At 40.1% G+C, this 17,623-nt stretch carries 14 protein-coding genes; 10 read left to right on the top strand and 4 right to left on the bottom strand.

Annotation, left to right across the window (positions count from 1 at the left end; all coding sequences use genetic code 11):
• Positions 1-190 precede the first annotated feature (190 nt).
• The gene (gene murI / locus AC2SLP_RS07350) at positions 191-1,420 is read left to right on the top strand and encodes a glutamate racemase (RefSeq protein ID WP_486536022.1); all 1,230 of its coding nucleotides are present in this window, start codon (positions 191-193) and stop codon (positions 1,418-1,420) included.
• 247 nt (positions 1,421-1,667) lie between these two features.
• A complete protein-coding gene (locus AC2SLP_RS07355; RefSeq protein ID WP_486536023.1) occupies positions 1,668-1,973 on the top strand; it encodes a hypothetical protein in 306 nt (101 codons plus the stop codon).
• Between the two features lie 373 nt (positions 1,974-2,346).
• On the opposite strand, the gene AC2SLP_RS07360 is transcribed toward AC2SLP_RS07355, so the two are convergent.
• Entirely contained in the window at positions 2,347-3,762 is a 1,416-nt protein-coding gene (locus AC2SLP_RS07360) for a lytic murein transglycosylase (protein ID WP_486536024.1), read from the bottom strand.
• A 481-nt stretch (positions 3,763-4,243) separates the two neighbouring features.
• On the opposite strand from AC2SLP_RS07360, the gene AC2SLP_RS07365 reads away from it, so the two are divergent.
• The 3 genes from AC2SLP_RS07365 to AC2SLP_RS07375 all read left to right on the top strand — a co-directional run bounded on the left by AC2SLP_RS07365 (position 4,244) and on the right by AC2SLP_RS07375 (position 10,274).
• The gene (locus AC2SLP_RS07365) at positions 4,244-6,214 is read left to right on the top strand and encodes a site-specific DNA-methyltransferase (protein WP_486536025.1); all 1,971 of its coding nucleotides are present in this window, start codon (positions 4,244-4,246) and stop codon (positions 6,212-6,214) included.
• 13 nt (positions 6,215-6,227) lie between these two features.
• Positions 6,228-7,244, top strand: a complete 1,017-nt coding sequence (locus AC2SLP_RS07370; RefSeq protein WP_486536026.1) for a virulence RhuM family protein — start codon at positions 6,228-6,230, stop codon at positions 7,242-7,244.
• A gap of 105 nt (positions 7,245-7,349) precedes the next feature.
• Positions 7,350-10,274 (top strand): restriction endonuclease, encoded by a 2,925-nt coding sequence (locus AC2SLP_RS07375; RefSeq protein ID WP_486536027.1) that lies wholly within the window; start codon positions 7,350-7,352, stop codon positions 10,272-10,274.
• On the opposite strand, the gene AC2SLP_RS07380 is transcribed toward AC2SLP_RS07375, so the two are convergent.
• The 3 genes from AC2SLP_RS07380 to msrA all read right to left on the bottom strand — a co-directional run bounded on the left by AC2SLP_RS07380 (position 10,216) and on the right by msrA (position 13,033).
• Positions 10,216-11,340: a D-hexose-6-phosphate mutarotase gene (locus tag AC2SLP_RS07380; RefSeq protein ID WP_486536028.1), complete on the bottom strand. Its 1,125-nt coding sequence runs from the start codon at positions 11,338-11,340 to the stop codon at positions 10,216-10,218. The genes AC2SLP_RS07375 and AC2SLP_RS07380 overlap by 59 nt on opposite strands.
• A gap of 159 nt (positions 11,341-11,499) precedes the next feature.
• A complete protein-coding gene (locus tag AC2SLP_RS07385; RefSeq protein ID WP_486536029.1) occupies positions 11,500-12,276 on the bottom strand; it encodes a class I SAM-dependent methyltransferase in 777 nt (258 codons plus the stop codon).
• Positions 12,277-12,508: 232 nt separating this feature from the next.
• Positions 12,509-13,033 (bottom strand): peptide-methionine (S)-S-oxide reductase MsrA, encoded by a 525-nt coding sequence (msrA, locus tag AC2SLP_RS07390; RefSeq protein ID WP_486536030.1) that lies wholly within the window; start codon positions 13,031-13,033, stop codon positions 12,509-12,511.
• Positions 13,034-13,151: 118 nt separating this feature from the next.
• On the opposite strand from msrA, the gene cmoA reads away from it, so the two are divergent.
• The 5 genes from cmoA (at position 13,152) to AC2SLP_RS07415 (ending at position 17,582) form a co-directional block, all read left to right on the top strand.
• Positions 13,152-13,970, top strand: coding sequence for a carboxy-S-adenosyl-L-methionine synthase CmoA (cmoA, locus tag AC2SLP_RS07395; protein ID WP_486536031.1), 819 nt, complete (start codon positions 13,152-13,154; stop codon positions 13,968-13,970).
• Positions 13,967-14,563 carry a bifunctional adenosylcobinamide kinase/adenosylcobinamide-phosphate guanylyltransferase gene (locus AC2SLP_RS07400; protein ID WP_486536032.1) on the top strand — a complete coding sequence of 199 codons (597 nt, stop codon included), beginning with the start codon at positions 13,967-13,969 and terminating at the stop codon, positions 14,561-14,563. Before cmoA ends, AC2SLP_RS07400 begins: the two co-directional genes overlap by 4 nt.
• 244 nt (positions 14,564-14,807) lie before the next feature.
• Positions 14,808-15,134, top strand: coding sequence for a hypothetical protein (locus AC2SLP_RS07405; protein ID WP_486536033.1), 327 nt, complete (start codon positions 14,808-14,810; stop codon positions 15,132-15,134).
• Positions 15,135-15,250: 116 nt separating this feature from the next.
• Positions 15,251-16,312, top strand: a complete 1,062-nt coding sequence (gene cmoB, locus AC2SLP_RS07410) for a tRNA 5-methoxyuridine(34)/uridine 5-oxyacetic acid(34) synthase CmoB (RefSeq protein ID WP_486536034.1) — start codon at positions 15,251-15,253, stop codon at positions 16,310-16,312.
• Between the two features lie 163 nt (positions 16,313-16,475).
• Positions 16,476-17,582, top strand: coding sequence for a DUF1176 domain-containing protein (locus AC2SLP_RS07415; RefSeq protein WP_486536035.1), 1,107 nt, complete (start codon positions 16,476-16,478; stop codon positions 17,580-17,582).
• The last annotated feature ends 41 nt before the right edge of the window (positions 17,583-17,623 follow it).

Consider the following 17,623-nt stretch of genomic DNA (forward strand, 5'->3'; position numbering starts at 1 on the left):
GACGTGCCCATAATTGGTACTCTAGAGATTGATGGCCAAAAAAATGGCAATACTCTCGCTAATCTTTGCAGATTTTTAGATAATATATCTATATTGTATGCAAAATTTACTTTAATTAGCAAAAATCTATCTCATTTTTAGCCTCACCTACCAAATAGGGACACGCCCTAAAAATCTGTGACTCATTCCTATGACTACTGCGCTATCTGAGCATGAACATCCACCATCTAATCAGATCAATAGAGCTTCTGATGTACTTGAACAGCAGCAGGCACCTATTGGCTTGTTCGATTCTGGCGTGGGCGGTCTGTCTATCTATATGCATTTGCAAGAGACTTTACCCAGTGAGCGCTATATTTATTATGCTGATACGCTTAATGTTCCTTATGGCACGCGCAGTAGCGATGAGATAACGCAATTAACGTTAACAGCAATTAGCTGGCTGGTACGTTCTGGTTGCAAATTAATTGTTATCGCTTGCAATAGCGCCTCAGCGCACGCTCTTGAAAAAGCGCGTATCCATTATCCAAACATTCCAATTGTCGGTCTTGTGCCCGCGTTAAAACCTGCAGTCTTAAACAGTCAAAGCAAAAGCGTGGCAGTTTTGGCAACCAAGGCTACCTTAGAGGGCAGCTTGCTAAACAATGTTATTGATAATTATGCCAAGCCATCAGGTATCAAGGTCATCAAATGGTTTGATCCCCAATTAGTGCCTTGGGTTGAATCGGGCATGCCTAGCAATAGTGATACTGCACGAAACTTAAAGCAGCATCTAAAAGAATTTGCTCACAATCAAGTTGACCACTTAGTGTTAGGGTGTACTCATTATCCATTTTTTAGAGAGTTTGTGACCGATGAGATTCGTAAGCAGGGGTTAAACATATCGGTGATAGACTCAGGCTCCGCCATTGCCGCACGTGTTAAAGACATCCTACATTCCACCAATAAGCTTGCGCCCATTAACATATCTGAGTCTGTCAATAACCATAACCTTGTAGTTAACAACAAACAGTATGGTAAGCCTTCGGTTGATAACGATAATACTGATGTTTCCATAAGCTCAAACGGGCTTGATCAAGAGGGTGTTGAAGATATTGAAGATATTAAAGTCAATCCAATCCACTATCAAGACATTCGCGTGGGGGTTATATATACTATAGATACCGCGCACCATACCAGTAGCGAACCCTTAACGACAACTCATACAGCTGTTATAAGTCATACAACGACATGTAACCCTAGAACCGCTCACACAACAACAGACAATTCAACAGCAGCTATGCCCAGAACGCCTGTTACTGACGTAAGTGTGAAACAACCTAAGCAAAATAATAATAGTCATTTAGCATTTTATGTTACGGATACTAATACCGATATTGAAGAGTTGACAAAAATGATCAAACGGCTGATATGTGATTGATGAATGAAGTTGTTATAAAATGATGTAAGAAATATAAATATTGAGCCTTTAAGTAAGTACTAATCGACAAAGCCAATAAACAACTTTTAATATAAATCATACGCGTTAAAATTGTTTAATAAGTATGCTTACAGTATGATTTATACAATCAACTATAATTATAGAGTCAAATGGCTTTTAACGCTTGTTTTCGATATAGATCAATAAAGAACTGACTAAATCTCCACGAATATAAAAGGATAATAATATGTCTGATAGAAATAATTTGAAAAATGAGATTAATGAGATTAACGAATTAGAAGACAGCATGCATGATGCTGAGCAGTTTCATACGCTGGAAGAACAAATTGCCGATATGAAACGCCGTGGCATCGATCCTAGTAAATCGTTTAAAAAATGGGATGACGGAAAAGAAGAAGACGATGACTGGGGTGATGACACGTGGAAAGAGAATGGTAAGTGGGAACGTAAGACACCTGCTGACTTAGACAAAAAAGCGCAAGAAGAATGGGATGGGGAGACAGGTAAGCCAAATCCACCGCCTATCGTTTAAACTAAACAACCGTCTAAGCGAAAAGACAAGATGAGTTAATTCGTCCAGTTTACTTGCAATAGAACAACCTAAATAGCAAAAGCCGTGTTATACACGGCTTTTTTATGTCTAACATACTTTATAGTCAAAGAAGTCTAAAATGGTTACAAGGCAACCGAGTGCAAATAGCAATTAATACAAAGGCAGCAGTAGGCCTAGCGAGTTTAACAACGTGACGCTTTGTGACTCTTTATAAGTTCGCCGACTATAGTTCTTTGACTATATTACTCAAAGTAGCTAAATGTTCAAAGGATTTGGATACCTATCAATCCTCATGTGATTAATCCTCATGAAATCCTCCTACAACCTACCTGCAAAATAAACTTTTTAGCGTCTATTGCCCCGTGTCAATACGAACCAAGCGCACATTGCCATTAGCATCAACAGTACGGCGATAACCATCTTGCTTTTCAATGAGCTGACCAATGGTGTCACTGGATGTACTAGGGACTCTATTGTTTGAAGAAGGGTATTGCCGAAAGGAATTTTGAGTAGGCTGCACTTGTTGATTGCCCATTGTGCCATTACTCATAATTAAACGATAGAACTTCTGCCCTGCACGGCCGTCAGCAGGATACACACCTTGGCTGGTTTGATATTGCTGAATGGCAGTACGGGTATTGTCACCGATAATGCCATCAACCGCACCTATATCATAACCTGCATTAAGTAAGGCCTGCTGAATCTCTTTAGCTTGCTTGCGGCTGATACCTGGATCGTCAGTTGGCCAAGCGGTGATAAAGTCTATCTTATTACTATTCTCGCTTTCAATCAGATCTGACAAATGAGCAATGGCTAACGCGTAGTTTTCTGACGCATTGTACGAATAAAAGGTATCAAAGTTTTTACCTACCAAAAATGCGGGACCATCCATACCTGCCGGTAATAATAAGCCTGCACGGTCTAAATCATATGGTAGTGGACGACCATCTGCTAAAGTAATACCTTGATTGCGCCAGTGACTCATTGTTTTCTTATTTTTGCGACTGCTAGCGCCCCAAAACCCATCAGGGAGTTTTACCTCATATCCCCAAGGCTCGCCGCTACGATAGCCGCGATTTTTTAAGAAGTTTGCCGTAGAGGCCAGCGCATCAGGTTTACTATTAACTAAATCTCGGCGCCCATCGCCATCAAAGTCTACGGCTAAATCGAGGAAAGTACCGGGCATAAATTGTGTTTGCCCAAACGCACCCGCCCATGAGCCTTTCATATCACTGGGCGCAATATCGCCGTGTTGAACAATTCTAAGCGCGTTGGCAAACTCACCACGGAAGTAGGATTGACGACGATCGAAGCACGACAGCGTCGCCAAAGAGCTAAATAAATCTTTTTTACCTAAGGTCTGACCAAAGTTAGACTCAACACCCCACACACCTAACACGTGCTCCGCTTTAACGCCATATTGGGATTCAATACGGCGCAAGGTATCTGCCATTTCACGCTTAGCCTGAATACCATCTTCAACACGTTCTTTATCAACGAGTGACGACAGATAGTCCCACACGTCTTTTTGAAACTCAGGCTGATAGTTGAGTGATTGAATCACGCTTGGGTCTGGGGCGGCAGGACGATAGTTGTTAAAGGTATAGCTATCTACATCAGCAAATTTACTCGAATTTTTTAATGAGTCTAAACATTGCTGGAACTCTGCATTAGATAAATAAGGCGCAGGTGGTTTGGCAGCTTGAGCACTGGTGGCAGCTAAAGCGAGTCCAATAGTAACGGCAGAGGTAATGGCAGTAAGACGCATACAGATCTTCCTTCAAAATAAATATTTACTAACTTTAATATAATCACAGAGGTAACTTAGCCTAGAGTAACTAAATTAGATTTTAAATTAAAGCGGTTGTGTTATTTGGTTACGATAAGATGACGTGCTGAGAGTTTGGAGTAGGATATAAAGTCGCCCATTAGAAAAGCGTATGCAATAGACTATTGTTTGAAACAATAAAAGCTAAAAGATAAAAAGCAAAAGACTAGCTTCTGCATATCTAGATTATCAAGATTTGAATTATGCGGTAAAAAGGCGGTCTATTCTACATTACTTTGCTCGGCTCTCGTCCCTCGAGCAAAAGCAAAGCTTTGACCTTTTTATGGTATTTGCGATAGGTTTTTTATAAGTCTCAATTATCTTTTCTAAAGCTTAGCTGTGGCTAATTTGTTTGCTCGCTTTTTTGGGCTTGGCATTGGTATACTAAATCACCAAAAATTCAATTAATTAAAAGACGATTATGACCGACTCTAATACAAAAGCCGCAACTAATAATATCTCCCCTGTGAGTCAAACGCCTGATAGCATCTTAAAAGACAAGCTTAAGCAGCTTATCCCCGAAGCCTTTAAGGAGGGCAAGCTAAATATAGACACGCTAAAAGCCGTATTGGGTGACAACATACTTGCGCCAAACTTTGAATCCTATGGGCTAAATTGGGCAGGCAAGCATGAGGTGTATGGCGAGCTGAAAACGCCAACCAGTCAAACGCTTACACCGCAGCCTGATGAGTCAGTAGATTTTGATAGCACCCAAAACCTATTTATCGAGGGTGATAATTTGGCTGTCTTAAAAATACTGCAAAAAAGCTATTACAACCGCATCAAGATGATATATATCGACCCACCGTATAACACAGGTAATGATAGATTTATCTACCCCGATGACTTTAGCGAAAGCATTAAAGCTTATAAAGAGCGGGCAGGGCAGACCGATGATGAGGGCAACCTTACTCATAGCGATGGCATGCGCTCAAACCGTAAAGAGAACGGACAGTATCACAGTAATTGGCTGAATATGATGTATCCACGATTGGCATTGGCAAAGAATTTATTGCGTGATGATGGGGTGATCTTTGTATCGATTGATGATAATGAAGTGGCAAATCTGCGGTTGTTGATGGATGAGATATTTGGGGAGGAAAATTTTGTTGCAAGTTTTATTTGGGAAAAGCGAACAAATAGAGAGAATAGAAAGGTAGTTTCTAATAGACATGATTATGTTTTATGTTATCGAAAACACGATTTACCAAATGAGAAACCTTTAAAACAGTTACCAATGACCAAGAAAGCATTATCTAGTTATAAGAATCCAGATAATGACCCAAGAGGATTATGGAAGTCAGATCCTGCTACAGCGCAGGCAGGTCATGCAACCAAAAGTCAGTTTTACGAACTTAAAGCTCCTAACGGAAAGATTCATCATTTACAGAGTGGTCGTTGTTGGCTTTATACCCAAAAAGAAATGAATGAAGCCATTAAAGACAACCGTATTTGGTTCGGCAAAGACGGTAACGGTGTTCCAAGGGTTAAAACATATTTAGAAGCTAAAGAAAGAGGCTTAACTCCAGAAAGTATCTTATTTTCAGAGTTAAATGGTACGAACGAATCAGCTAAAAACAACCTTAAAGAAATTTTCGATGGTGTCGCTGTTTTTAATACTCCTAAACCTATTGAGTTGATGAAAACCCTTGTTCAAATGACAGATGATGAAAACGGAATATACTTAGACTTCTTTGCAGGTACTTCAGCTTTAGCTCAAGCAGTTATAGAACTGAATAGTGATGATGGCTATAAACGTAATTTTGTAATGGTACAAATTCCTGAAGCTATCGATTCAGATAGAATGAAAGATGCCTATGAATTCTGTATCGTAAACGATTTACCGCCAACCATCGCCGAGATATCCAAAGAACGTATCCGCCGAGCAGGTCAGCAGATATTAGCAGACAATCCCGACCTGAAAGATTCAAACCTAGATATTGGCTTTAAAGCCTACAAGCTTACTGACAGTAACTTTATACCGTGGCAACAGCCAGACAGCTACGATGCCGATAGCTTACTGGCGCAACTTGAAAAACACGTCAATCCGATAGTAGAGGATGCGACCGATAGCGGACTCGTTACCGAGCTGATGCTTAAAGAGGGCTATCCGTTGACTGCTAATATTGAGCAGAAAGACGGTTATTATCTCGTCACTCAAGACAATTCAGCTGGTGTTAATAACGAGATAAATACGAACAGTACGACAACAGACGAGCTAATGACGCTAGCTGTGGTATTAAAAGATATGACCACTGGAAAAGCCAACCAAATTATCCAACTTGAACCTAGTAAAACCATTATTATCGACAATGCCTTTAGCGATGACGCCAACAAAGCCAATATTGTGTTGCAGTTTGAGGATGCAGGTATTTTGGTTGGGTGTGTTTAGGAGTTTAAAAATTATGGAAGAACAACAATCGCAATTAGTTATCTATCAAACACCAAATGGTGATACCCGATTAGATGTCCGTTTCTATGAAGAGACGGTATGGCTCACACAAAAACAAATGTCTGAGCTGTTTCAAACAACTACGGATAATATAGGTTTGCACTTAAAAAATATTTACAATGAGGGTGAATTGATAGAGACTTCAACTACCGAGGATTTCTTAGTAGTTCAAACGGAGGGCAGCAGACAAGTTAGAAGGCAGCTTAAACACTATAACCTAGACGCTATCATTTCAGTTGGCTATCGAGTACAAAGCGTGACTGCTACCAAATTTCGTCAATGGGCAACCAAGCATTTGCGTGAATATTTGATAAAAGGTTTCGTTATGGATGATGAACGCTTAAAAAATCCAGACCTTCCTTTTGATTACTTTGATGAATTATTACGTCGTATTCAAGATATTCGGACAAGTGAACGACGTTTCTATCAAAAAATCACTGATATATATGCGACTAGCGTTGATTATGACCCAAACTCAGAGTTGAGTTTGATGTTTTTCAAAACAGTTCAAAATAAAATGCATTGGGCTATAACAGGGCATACTGCAGCGGAATTGGTCTATAAGCGAGCGGATGCTTCTAAGATAAATATGGGTCTAACAAGTTGGAGAGGAATGGATAAAGGTTACCTACCTAAAAAATCTGAGGTTAGTGTTGCTAAAAACTATTTAAATGAACAGGAGCTAGCAGCATTAAACAACTTAACTGAGCAATATTTAGTATTTGCTGAGAGTCAGGCTATGCGCCGAATACCAATGACTATGAAAGATTGGTTAACTAAATTAGACGGTTTTTTAACCTTGAATGATAGAGATATTTTAACGAATGCGGGCTCTATGTCTCATAAAGTAGCTAAAAAAACCGCAGAAAAGCAATATGAATTGTTCAAGCAAAATGAACTAGCAAAGCCTAAAGAAGTCGATAAACTACTTGCGGATATCAGTAGCAATACCAAAAAAATAAAGAAATAAGTATTTAAAATCGGAATGTAAAGTTTTGTAATCTAACTACCGAGTAATCCTCGGCAGTTCAAATTATATTAAATATTGATAATAATTTAAGTCGATGTCCCCACCATGATAACCCTAAACTTCGAGCCCAATCTAGAGCACCAAACCCACGCCATCAATGCCGTGGTAGACTTGTTTAATGGACAGTCCACCCAAGCGAGTGGCTTAAACGATAGCTTTAACCTTATACAGCCCTTAGATGCTATAGGCAATAATACGGGGTCAGAAAGCTCGCAAGCTAGCCAAACCTCGATGAGACAAGCTATCAACAGACAAGCCATCGACAGCCAAACTATTGCCAACCAGCGTATCATCAGTGATGAACAACTACTCGATAACATTCAATCTATTCAAAAAGCCAATGGTATAGAGCCCTCAAACCTACTCTTTGATGAAGAAGTAGAGTCAAAATCAGCAAAAAGCAAGCAAGTCATCAAATATGGTCTGCCTAAATACGGTATCAACGCCTCGATAGAGATGGAGACAGGCACAGGGAAAACCTACGTCTATTTGCGCAGTATTTTTGAGTTATACCAAAAATACGGCATGCGTAAATTTGTAATAGTTGTCCCATCAGTAGCGATACGAGAAGGGGTGCTTAAATCTATTGAAATGACAGAGCGTCATTTTGCAAATTTGTATAACAATACGCCCGTTAATGCCAGAGTCTATGACAGCAAAAAATTAAACTTATTGCGAGACTTTGCTACCAGCAATGTACTACAAATCTTAGTGATGAATATTGATGCCTTTGCCAAAGATGAAAACATCATCAACCAAGTACGTGAGCGAGGTATTGCTCCCATTGAATACATTCAAGCCAGTCATCCCATCGTCATTGTGGACGAACCACAAAATATGGAAACGCAAAAGCGTCTTGATGCCATTGCCAGTTTAAACCCGCTGATTACTTTGCGCTATTCAGCAACACATAAATACAGCCGCCATCTACTTTATAGTCTTAACCCTGTCAAAGCCTACGATGCAGGACTGGTCAAGCAGATAGAAGTCGATTCTGTCATGTCGCAAGATAAGTTTAATGACGCTTATATTGAGCTATTAGACATTGTTCCCAAAAAGACCAAAATCACTGCAAAAATTAGCGTCTATGCCAATGTCAAAGGGGTGGTTAAGAAAAAAACCATCAGTATCAGTGATAATGATGATCTTTATAAAAAAACAGGACGTGAAATTTATGCCAATGGCTATGTCGTTGCAGGTATTAATGCCGTCGATGGCTATATAGAGTTCAGCAACGGGTCACTGGTTCAATTAGGTCAACAGCTTGGCGGTATGAATGATAGTGTCATGCGTTATCAAATTGAGCGCACCATTGAGGCGCATCTAGATAAACAGCGCAAACTATTGCCAAAAGGTATCAAAGTATTGTCGTTATTCTTTATCGATAGGGTGGATAACTATCTGCAGAATATCGCATCAGATGAGGGTAGTGCAAGTTATGCACGTACGGGTAAATTTGCAAAATGGTTTGAAGCTTTATACCAAACTATATTAAACAAACCAAAATATAGCAACCTAAAACAACAGTTAGCAACTCTTTATCAGACGGACACTAGCGGTATTCATAACGGTTATTTTTCAGTAGATAGCAAGGGCAGAGCCAAAGATACCTCTGGTACGACCAAAGCAGATGATGATACGTATAGCCTAATTATGAAAGATAAAGAGAAACTGCTGGATTTAGCAAATCCATTACAGTTTATTTTTAGTCATTCTGCGTTGCGGGAAGGGTGGGATAACCCAAATGTATTTCAAATATGTACGTTAAACGAAACCAAGTCGACACTAAAAAAACGTCAAGAAATAGGGCGAGGGTTACGTTTGTGTGTTGGTGCAGATGGCAATCGAGTATATGATAAGCAGGTAAATATTCTTACCGTTATCGCTAATGAAAGCTATGAAGACTTTGCTAAAAACTTGCAAAACGAGATAGCAGAAGACTACGGTATCGAGTTTAAAAATCGTATTAAAAACCAAGCTGATAAAAAAGAAGTCACCTATCGCAAAGGCTTTACACTTGATGAAAACTTTAAGTCTATTTGGGAGCTGATTAAACATCAAACTCAATACCAAGTTAAGTTCGATACTAACGAGTTGATAGATGCAGTGAGTTATGAGTTAAAAAATATGGAAGCGGTAAATCCACCGCAACTATCTGCAACTAAAATGCGCTTACAAATTAGTGATGATGGAATTGATAGTAGCGTCGTTGCTGTGAATAGTCGTCAGCACAAATATCAAGTTGAGCAAACGACAGATTTAAATGATCAAAAACCAGACGAACATCAATCTGATTCTGTTATCAGTCAATGGCAACTACCCGACGTATTAACTTATTTAGCCAGACATACGAAGCTAACGAGACAAACCTTATTGCAAATTTTGCATCAAAGTGGACGCATTGGTGATTTGTTAATCAATCCTCAGCTGTTTTTGGACAGAGTTGTGGCAATCATTAAGCAAACCCAAACTAACTTGATGGTACAAGGTATCGAGTATCGTAGAAATGGTAGAAGCTATGCGCAGCGATTGATTGAAAGCTTAGAGCATCAACACTCCGTAGTATACGATAGTGATTATCACTTTGAGGTCAATGATACGGCCAAAACTATTTTTGAAAATCTTATTCCACTTGACTCTAATACCGAACATCAATTTGCTAAAGATTGCGAAAGCATGGAAAATGTTCGATTTTACTTTAAACTACCAAATTGGTTCAAAATTAATACACCAGTAGGTAATTATAATCCCGATTGGGCAGTGGTGAAAGAAGATGAGGCAGGGATAAGCCAGTTGTATTTTGTCGCTGAAACCAAAAATACAGGGGGTAAAAGCGCCACAGGTCAGGCAGTGGATATTAGCAAATTACCTATGCCTCAACAGCAACGTATTCAATGTGGTAAAGCTCATTTTAAAGCTCTGGAAAATGAGGTGCAGTATAAGGTTGTGGAGAGGGTAGCGCAGTTGTAGAAGCTTGAATCCGTTGCACCCCAACCCCCATCTCCCAAGCCTCACCCGCACCCAACTCAACCACATCCAAATGAGCATTAGCCGTCTCAATACACAACATACGCTGATAGTCGTCATTGGCAAATTGCGAAACTTGTTTTGACTTTTCAATCCACGGGCTCCACACCACCGTACTATTACTGCCTTCGGCATGCAGATGATACGTTTGCTTTGGCGTGTTTAAAGTAATATCTGGAGCACCGTCATAAATACGGTCAACTTCAGAGTTAAACCTAATATCGCCTTGCTGAGTTTTGGTTTGCCAACTATCGGTTAGCGTATCACTGTAATTTATACCATCAAAGCCACTAACCGTGGTTTGAGTGATGTCCTCAGTAGGCAGATAAGAATGCAGGGCTTGCGAAAAAGTAATGGATTTACCGCTGTTATTTTGAGTAATTAACGAGATTGCAAATCCAGTAGCGCTAAATTCAAATTTAACTTTAAGGTCCAGATGCGGCGTGGTAATACAACCAGCCGAGTCAGTTTGTTTGAGCTTTAGAACAAGCTGAGATGCTGGGTGGTGATTTAAGTTTCCTTTATTAGACGCATCAAACGTTTCAAAGCTATCCATTTCAAAAATTTGAGTACGAGCATAACCGTGTTGACTTAAATTATAAGCACAGTCTTTAAAACTATCCTGTACGGATTGAGGATTAGCATCAAACTGCCCGAATACAGGCCAGCAGATAGGAACGCCGCCTCGAACTGACTCACCCTGTTTATATTCGGCTTGTTCGCTTACCCACAACCAGTTATTGCATAGATTATCAACGTAATCGTTTGTTGAAGAGGGTGATGTATCAGCTATTTCTCGTGAAGCGACTGGCGGCTTCGGGTGTTCTTGCTGTAATGGTTCGACTAAATCATCCTCCCCATTATTGTTGGTTAAGAAATGTAGTAACTGTGCCCCTTGCAATAAGATTACTGCTCGATAGCCGTCTCCAGAGATGGTTAAGGTGTCAAGCTCGCCGATTTTATTGAAGTTTAGAGTAGTAGCATGATTGTGAGCGGGATGATACGGCATGATGCTCTCCTTATATATCATGTGCTCCTCATAAATAATCAAAGAAGCCTAAAATGGTTAAAGGGCAACCGAGTACAAATAATACTTATATTTAACGAGTATATAAGTTTGAAAAGGTTAGCACCGTAATCGTTCAATAGTTTGCTGACTATACATGACTTATAGTTTTGGCGTTAAATGCCATGCAAAGTTCAGAAATGGATGACCATCTTTATTGACTCGCTGCGTTTCGTAAGCTTCAAGCAAGGTGATGTCATAAGCATGCTTATAATAGTCATATATTTTGTTATTTGGAATAAGAAACGGAGGCCCAGAATAACTGGCGTATTCAGAGTCATCGACGCCGCTTAAACCAAAACTTAATAAAAGCTGCTGCGCTTGAGGAGCAAGCTTAATAAGATGCTGGCTATAGCGCACCCGTATCGACGCTTCATGACTATCAGCATTGTTAGCGTCATTTGGATTAATACCATCCGTATCATCCATAATTTCATTGTCAGGCAGTGCCACCAAAGCTGCTCGATCGTATATGGCTGCAATAGGGTTTGCTTCATTAGCGGCCAAGTCTTTCGCAGTTAAGTCGAATATATCGCCTACCCAAATGGTAATCTTTCGCGGCCCATGGTCACCTTGAAACACACCATGATAAGATTTTAAGCCAGCAACTATAGGATGCTCAGTAACGGTAGGCTCCATCTGATTTTCAGCATAAAACTGCTCGACCGCAAGCTCTACAAGCTCCGCCCCAATCACCTCCATACCTTGCTCGGCAAGCCAAATCATATCGATACTCTTTCCACATAGAGGAACGAACACACGATCGCCTTCACGTAGCTCTAAAGTGCTAAAATATTTCATCAGCAAGAGATTTGTTTTAGATTGATTAAAGCCTTGTTTGTCGCTTGTCCATTTGTCATGCCAAAAGTCGGGTTGCATAGTTTCTGCCTGTATTATGAGATAAGGTTTGAGAGGTTGTTATAAGGTTTAGAAGGTTATTTTAGATTAAAGCGCAAATTATAAGCGCTATAAGGTATGAGTATATGGTTAGCGTCTATTAAAAAACAAAGACTGCCACATAAGGCAGCCGTTGTAGGTTAGAGCGTTTATTCAAGCACTTATTATCGCATTACGCTCAATTAAATACTGAGTATATATTAAGCCTTAGAGCCTAATCCATCAGATACTGCTTAAATTCTTTACGCAATTTACCAAGCTTTGGTGGAATGACCGCTTGGCAATAGCCTTGCGTTGGGTTTTTATTGAAGTAGTCTTGATGATAATCTTCGGCTTCATAGAATTCTTCTGCCGGATGTACTTCGGTGACGATATCCAATCCCATGTCACGCAGTTTGTTGATAGTACGGTCGATGGTTGGTTTTTGAGCCTCTTCATCGGTATAAAATACCACTGAACGATATTGAGGCCCCACATCGTTACCTTGACGGTTTAATGTTGTGGGATCATGGGTCGCAAAGAAAATATCCAAAACCACTTCTAAAGGAATGACAGAGTCATCAAAATCTACGCGAACCACTTCGGCATGTTCTGTACTGCCTGAGCACACGTCTCTATAATTGGCAGAGGTGGCATCGCCGCCCATGTAGCCTGAGGTTACTTTTTGCACCCCTTTTACAGATAAAAAAACTGACTCGGTACACCAAAAACAGCCGCCACCTAGAATAATTGTTTGCATGGTTGTGTCCTTTTTATTCGAATTTATACCCCTAATCTTAGCAAACCATAATCTTAAGATAAGTTAAAAATAGTAATGATATAATACAGCCTGTTCAAAATTTGATAAGAGAGCTTAAATGTCAAATACTGCTGATACCAACCTAAATCGCGTCCCCAATCAACACACTGAGACCATAGTCTACGACCAAGTATTCACCACACCGCTAGACAAAGCTGCGCGTTTTTCATTCGATGAGCAAGTTGTCGCTTGTTTTCCAGATATGATTCGTCGCAGTGTGCCAGGCTATGGGCAAATGCTGGCCATGCTACCGATTTTTGCCAAACGCCATTGCCAATTTGGGCAAATGACTACGCAAGGCAAACGGGTCAGCCGGGTCTATGATTTGGGCTGCTCGTTAGGTGGAGCCACGATGGCGCTGCTAAATGAGTCAGGTGGTTTTGCTCCTGATGAGCTGCAAATCAAAGCGGTAGATATCTCTCCTGCCATGACTGAAAAAGCGCAAGTGCTGCTCAATGAAAATTATCCAAACCATGATATTGAGGTAATAACGGCAGATATTCGCGAGCTTGAGTTTGAGCCATGTGATATGGTGATTCTAAACCTTACTTTACAGTTTTTACCGCCCAAAGATAGAAAGCAAGTGCTGCAATCAGTATTCGATGCACTAAATGAGGGCGGCATTTTGGTATTAACCGAAAAAAATCACACGGGCGATGAGCAAGATGATGCGTGGCTGGTTGAGCGTTATTATGATTTTAAACGTGCTAATGGCTACAGCGAGCTTGAAATTAGTGGCAAACGTAATGCATTAGAGAATGTGCTGATAACGGACACCTTAAATCAACACCATCACCGCTTAAAACAGGTTGGATTTAGGCGTAGTTTAACGTGGTTTCAGTTTTTAAACTTTGCGTCTATGGTGGCTTTTAAATGATTCACTACATTACTGGCGGTGAGCGATCCGGTAAAAGCAGCTATGCACAAAGCTTAGCTGAAAAGGTGAGTGATACCCCTTATTATGTAGCAACCTCTCGTGTGCAAGATGATAACTTTGCTAAGCGGGTTCAGCGTCATATCGATGATAGGTCCAAGTCATTTAATCAGTGGACTACTATTGAAGCGGATTTGAATTTAGCTAATGCTTTAAAAGACTATTTTAATAACAATAGCAGTGTTTCAGAACAAAGCTTTGATAAAAAGCAGCATAGCCAGCCGCTAGCCATTGTTATTGATTGCGTTACGCTATGGCTAACCAATTACGTCATGGATTACCAGTACGATATAGACGAGTGTATAACTTTAGCCAAACATGAGATTAATCTCTTGGTCGATTTTGCCAGCCAGCACAACGCCACACTTTTTATCATCTCTAATGAAATCGGCATGAGCTTACATGCCAGCTCCCCTGAAGGCCGCAAGTTTGTATCATTACAAGGCTGGATCAATCAGTATTTGGCGCAAGTGGCGGATAAAGCAACTTTGGTTGTATCAGGATTGCCGGTTAGTTTGAAGGGTGGTATAAGATAAAGCTATGCACACAATCCCATTTTCACTTGAACAAAAAATGCATCAAGTTATCACCGAAAAGTTGAACCTAAAAGACTTTGAACAGTGGCTATATCAAAATGACGAGCTAGAGTTTTAAAGTCCAAATTTATATTTTGAACTTATTTCTTTTGATTATAGTAATAAATTAAGTCTTAAATCATTTCAACTTAATTTTTCAAAATATATTGGTTGTTACAAGTTTGAAGCAGAACGCATAAACGAGATGCTACACTCGATTATTAATAGAGATGAAAGCTGTGTTGATGTAACTTATGAAATATATAATTTATATTGCCAAGGTTATGAGTTTCTATATCAGTTAGGAATTTACTATGGTCTTGATTTAGTGATAGTAGATCATGATACATCTGGCTTTACAGAAAAAGTAGATAAAATCTTAGATAAATTTTATCCTAATATTGTTTATTATGCTAAAAAAGTAAGTAATTGGCTTATAGAAGATAAAATAGTGTTCAAGAATGAATATAACGATTGTGGTCTCTATCAATATGACGATTTTCGTAGCGAAGAAGAGCAACTAAAAGAGTAGGCGTAAGATGAAGTCTACTATCATAGTCCTTTTTTGCTTCACTTCGCCCTAATGCCTTTAACCTATTATAATAGCCACCTCTTCAACTCCGTAGCTAAACACACAACGAACCTTCTATGACAAACCAAACCATCGCCACCGCCGAACGTGAGCTGTATCTGGCACTGATTCAGCGAGCTCAGTATCGCCCGATTGCTAATGAATGGTTAGCAAACTTACCAAAATGGCTTAGCGATATTAAAGACAAACGCCGTAATTCGCACGCACCTGCTTACCTGTCTTCAGTAGAGAATTTACCGCAGCTGAATATTAACAATGTGGATTTAAATAGTGATGTGTTGACCATTAATACGCAATTATCAGACGGTCACAACAAACAAATAACCGCACTGATGAAGCAGCTGATGCCGTGGCGCAAAGGTCCGTTTCAAATTGGTACAGGTGACAATGCGGTATTTATCGATACCGAGTGGCACAGTGACTGGAAGTGGAATCGTATCGCACCTCATATCGGTACGCTTGAAGATCGTTATGTACTGGATGTAGGCGGCGGTTCAGGCTATCACGGCTGGCGCATGGCGGGAGCGGGTGCTAAGCAAGTGGTTATTATTGACCCGTCTTGCTTGTTTTATCATCAGTTTATGGCAATTCGGCATTTTGTAGCCGGCTTTGATGCGGATTCCGATGATGATAAGACAGGGGTTGGCTACCGTACTCACTATATACCGGTAGGTTTAGAAGAATTACCGTCAAGCTCAGATCAGGGTAATCAATTGTTTGATACCGTGTTTTGTATGGGGGTGTTATACCATCGCCAATCCCCGTTTGAGCATCTTAATCAATTAAAAAACCAATTAATCAATGGTGGACAGTTAATATTAGAGACACTGGTCATTGAAGGGGATGCTAATACGGTATTGGTGCCACACAATCGCTATGCCAAAATGAATAATGTGTATTTTATCCCTTCCGTGGCTGCTTTAATTGGCTGGCTAGAAAAAGGAGGATTTAAGGAGGTGACATGTGTCGATGTTGATGTGACCTCAATAGAGGAGCAGCGAGCCACAGAGTGGATGAATTATCAGTCGTTAAGCGATTTCTTAGACCCTAACGATCCTACCAAAACCGTAGAAGGTTATCCAGCTCCGATGCGAGCAACACTGATAGCGACTAAGTAGATAGTCATCTATTAAGTCATAATCACCCCGTCACTAATTAATTGTTTATTTAGTAAATTCATTAAATTTTCTTAATGCAGCCTGCCTAGATTGGTTATGATAATAATCATGACTCATGTCTGTTAATAACAATCCGCAAATAATTTAAATAGGCAATATGGCTATGTTTACTGTCAATTTTAAATCTAAATTACTATTAAACATTGGCGTAATAGGAATCGTAGGGTTGGCAACGTCGCCTGCATCAGCAATGGACCCTTATGGCGAGCCATTTACGGGCAGTGGCTTTGTCAATCAGGACTGGCAGGTGGTCTGTGATAATACATTGACCTGCCGTGCCACAGGATATGCTGATGAAAGCCACTATGATAGGCCAGCATCCATTATGATTACGGTTGAGCCGATGCAATCTAAACCAACTGCGCAATTAAACTTTTATTCAGAAAGTGAAGATGGTTTAAATCTTAATGCACCAACATTATGGTTAAATGGTAAAAATTATGGGGCTATCGGATCTGAATTTACCTTAAATACTCAACAAACAAATGCACTAGTTAAACTAGCTCGTCAAAACGCAGAAATTGAGATTAAAGCCGGTAATCTCGTCTGGCAGATTAGTGACAAAGGTATGGCATCGGTATTACTCAAAATTGATGAAGTCCAAGGTCGAGTCGGTACGCCGTTGGCATTAGTGAGTAAAAACAATCCAAACCGCCACACACCCAAAACCATGAAGTCCCTGCCAGTTATCGCAAAGGGATATGCTTATCCAGAAACGCTTAATAAAAAATTAGACCCAAAGTTGTTGACATATTTTCAAAACAACATTGATCATTGGGTTATATCGAGCATGACGGAAGGGGATGCTTCAGATTGTGAAGCCTTGAGTGGCAATGACTCATGGTATGACGACACTGAGAGTAGAGAGTGGATATTTTTACCTATAAATAACCAAAAAACATTAGCTAAGCATTTGTGCTGGCGCGCTGCATATAACCAAGGTGATGGCTATTGGCTGATTGATAATGAAAGACCTAGTAAACCCCAGCTTATCACGACGTCAGGCAGTTATTATGCCGATGGTGAGATTTTATCGGCTCATAAAGGTCGAGGTTTAGGTGATTGTTGGGGACTAACAAAATGGCAATGGAATGGGGATACATTCATTCAGTCATATAAAGCAACTACAGGGCTGTGTCGCGGCTTTGCTGGTGGGGCATGGGAGCTACCAACTTATGTTAGTCAGGTCATTGACAGCACAAATAGATAACTAAAGACGGCACGGACTAAAAAAACACAAAAATAAGGGAA

Source organism: Psychrobacter sp. CX21 (genome assembly GCF_057396255.1).

Excerpts from the sequence above, each read along its gene's own strand:
- cmoA (WP_486536031.1), top strand. The coding sequence starts at position 13,152 with ATGTCAAATACTGCTGATACCAACCTAAATCGCGTCCCCAATCAACAC.
- AC2SLP_RS07415 (WP_486536035.1), top strand. The coding sequence starts at position 16,476 with ATGTTTACTGTCAATTTTAAATCTAAATTACTATTAAACATTGGCGTA.
- AC2SLP_RS07365 (WP_486536025.1), top strand. The coding sequence starts at position 4,244 with ATGACCGACTCTAATACAAAAGCCGCAACTAATAATATCTCCCCTGTG.
- murI (WP_486536022.1), top strand. The coding sequence starts at position 191 with ATGACTACTGCGCTATCTGAGCATGAACATCCACCATCTAATCAGATC.
- AC2SLP_RS07400 (WP_486536032.1), top strand. The coding sequence starts at position 13,967 with ATGATTCACTACATTACTGGCGGTGAGCGATCCGGTAAAAGCAGCTAT.
- cmoB (WP_486536034.1), top strand. The coding sequence starts at position 15,251 with ATGACAAACCAAACCATCGCCACCGCCGAACGTGAGCTGTATCTGGCA.
- AC2SLP_RS07375 (WP_486536027.1), top strand. The coding sequence starts at position 7,350 with ATGATAACCCTAAACTTCGAGCCCAATCTAGAGCACCAAACCCACGCC.
- msrA (WP_486536030.1), bottom strand. The coding sequence starts at position 13,033 with ATGCAAACAATTATTCTAGGTGGCGGCTGTTTTTGGTGTACCGAGTCA.
- AC2SLP_RS07405 (WP_486536033.1), top strand. The coding sequence starts at position 14,808 with ATGCTACACTCGATTATTAATAGAGATGAAAGCTGTGTTGATGTAACT.
- AC2SLP_RS07360 (WP_486536024.1), bottom strand. The coding sequence starts at position 3,762 with ATGCGTCTTACTGCCATTACCTCTGCCGTTACTATTGGACTCGCTTTA.
- AC2SLP_RS07385 (WP_486536029.1), bottom strand. The coding sequence starts at position 12,276 with ATGCAACCCGACTTTTGGCATGACAAATGGACAAGCGACAAACAAGGC.
- AC2SLP_RS07355 (WP_486536023.1), top strand. The coding sequence starts at position 1,668 with ATGTCTGATAGAAATAATTTGAAAAATGAGATTAATGAGATTAACGAA.
- AC2SLP_RS07370 (WP_486536026.1), top strand. The coding sequence starts at position 6,228 with ATGGAAGAACAACAATCGCAATTAGTTATCTATCAAACACCAAATGGT.
- AC2SLP_RS07380 (WP_486536028.1), bottom strand. The coding sequence starts at position 11,340 with ATGCCGTATCATCCCGCTCACAATCATGCTACTACTCTAAACTTCAAT.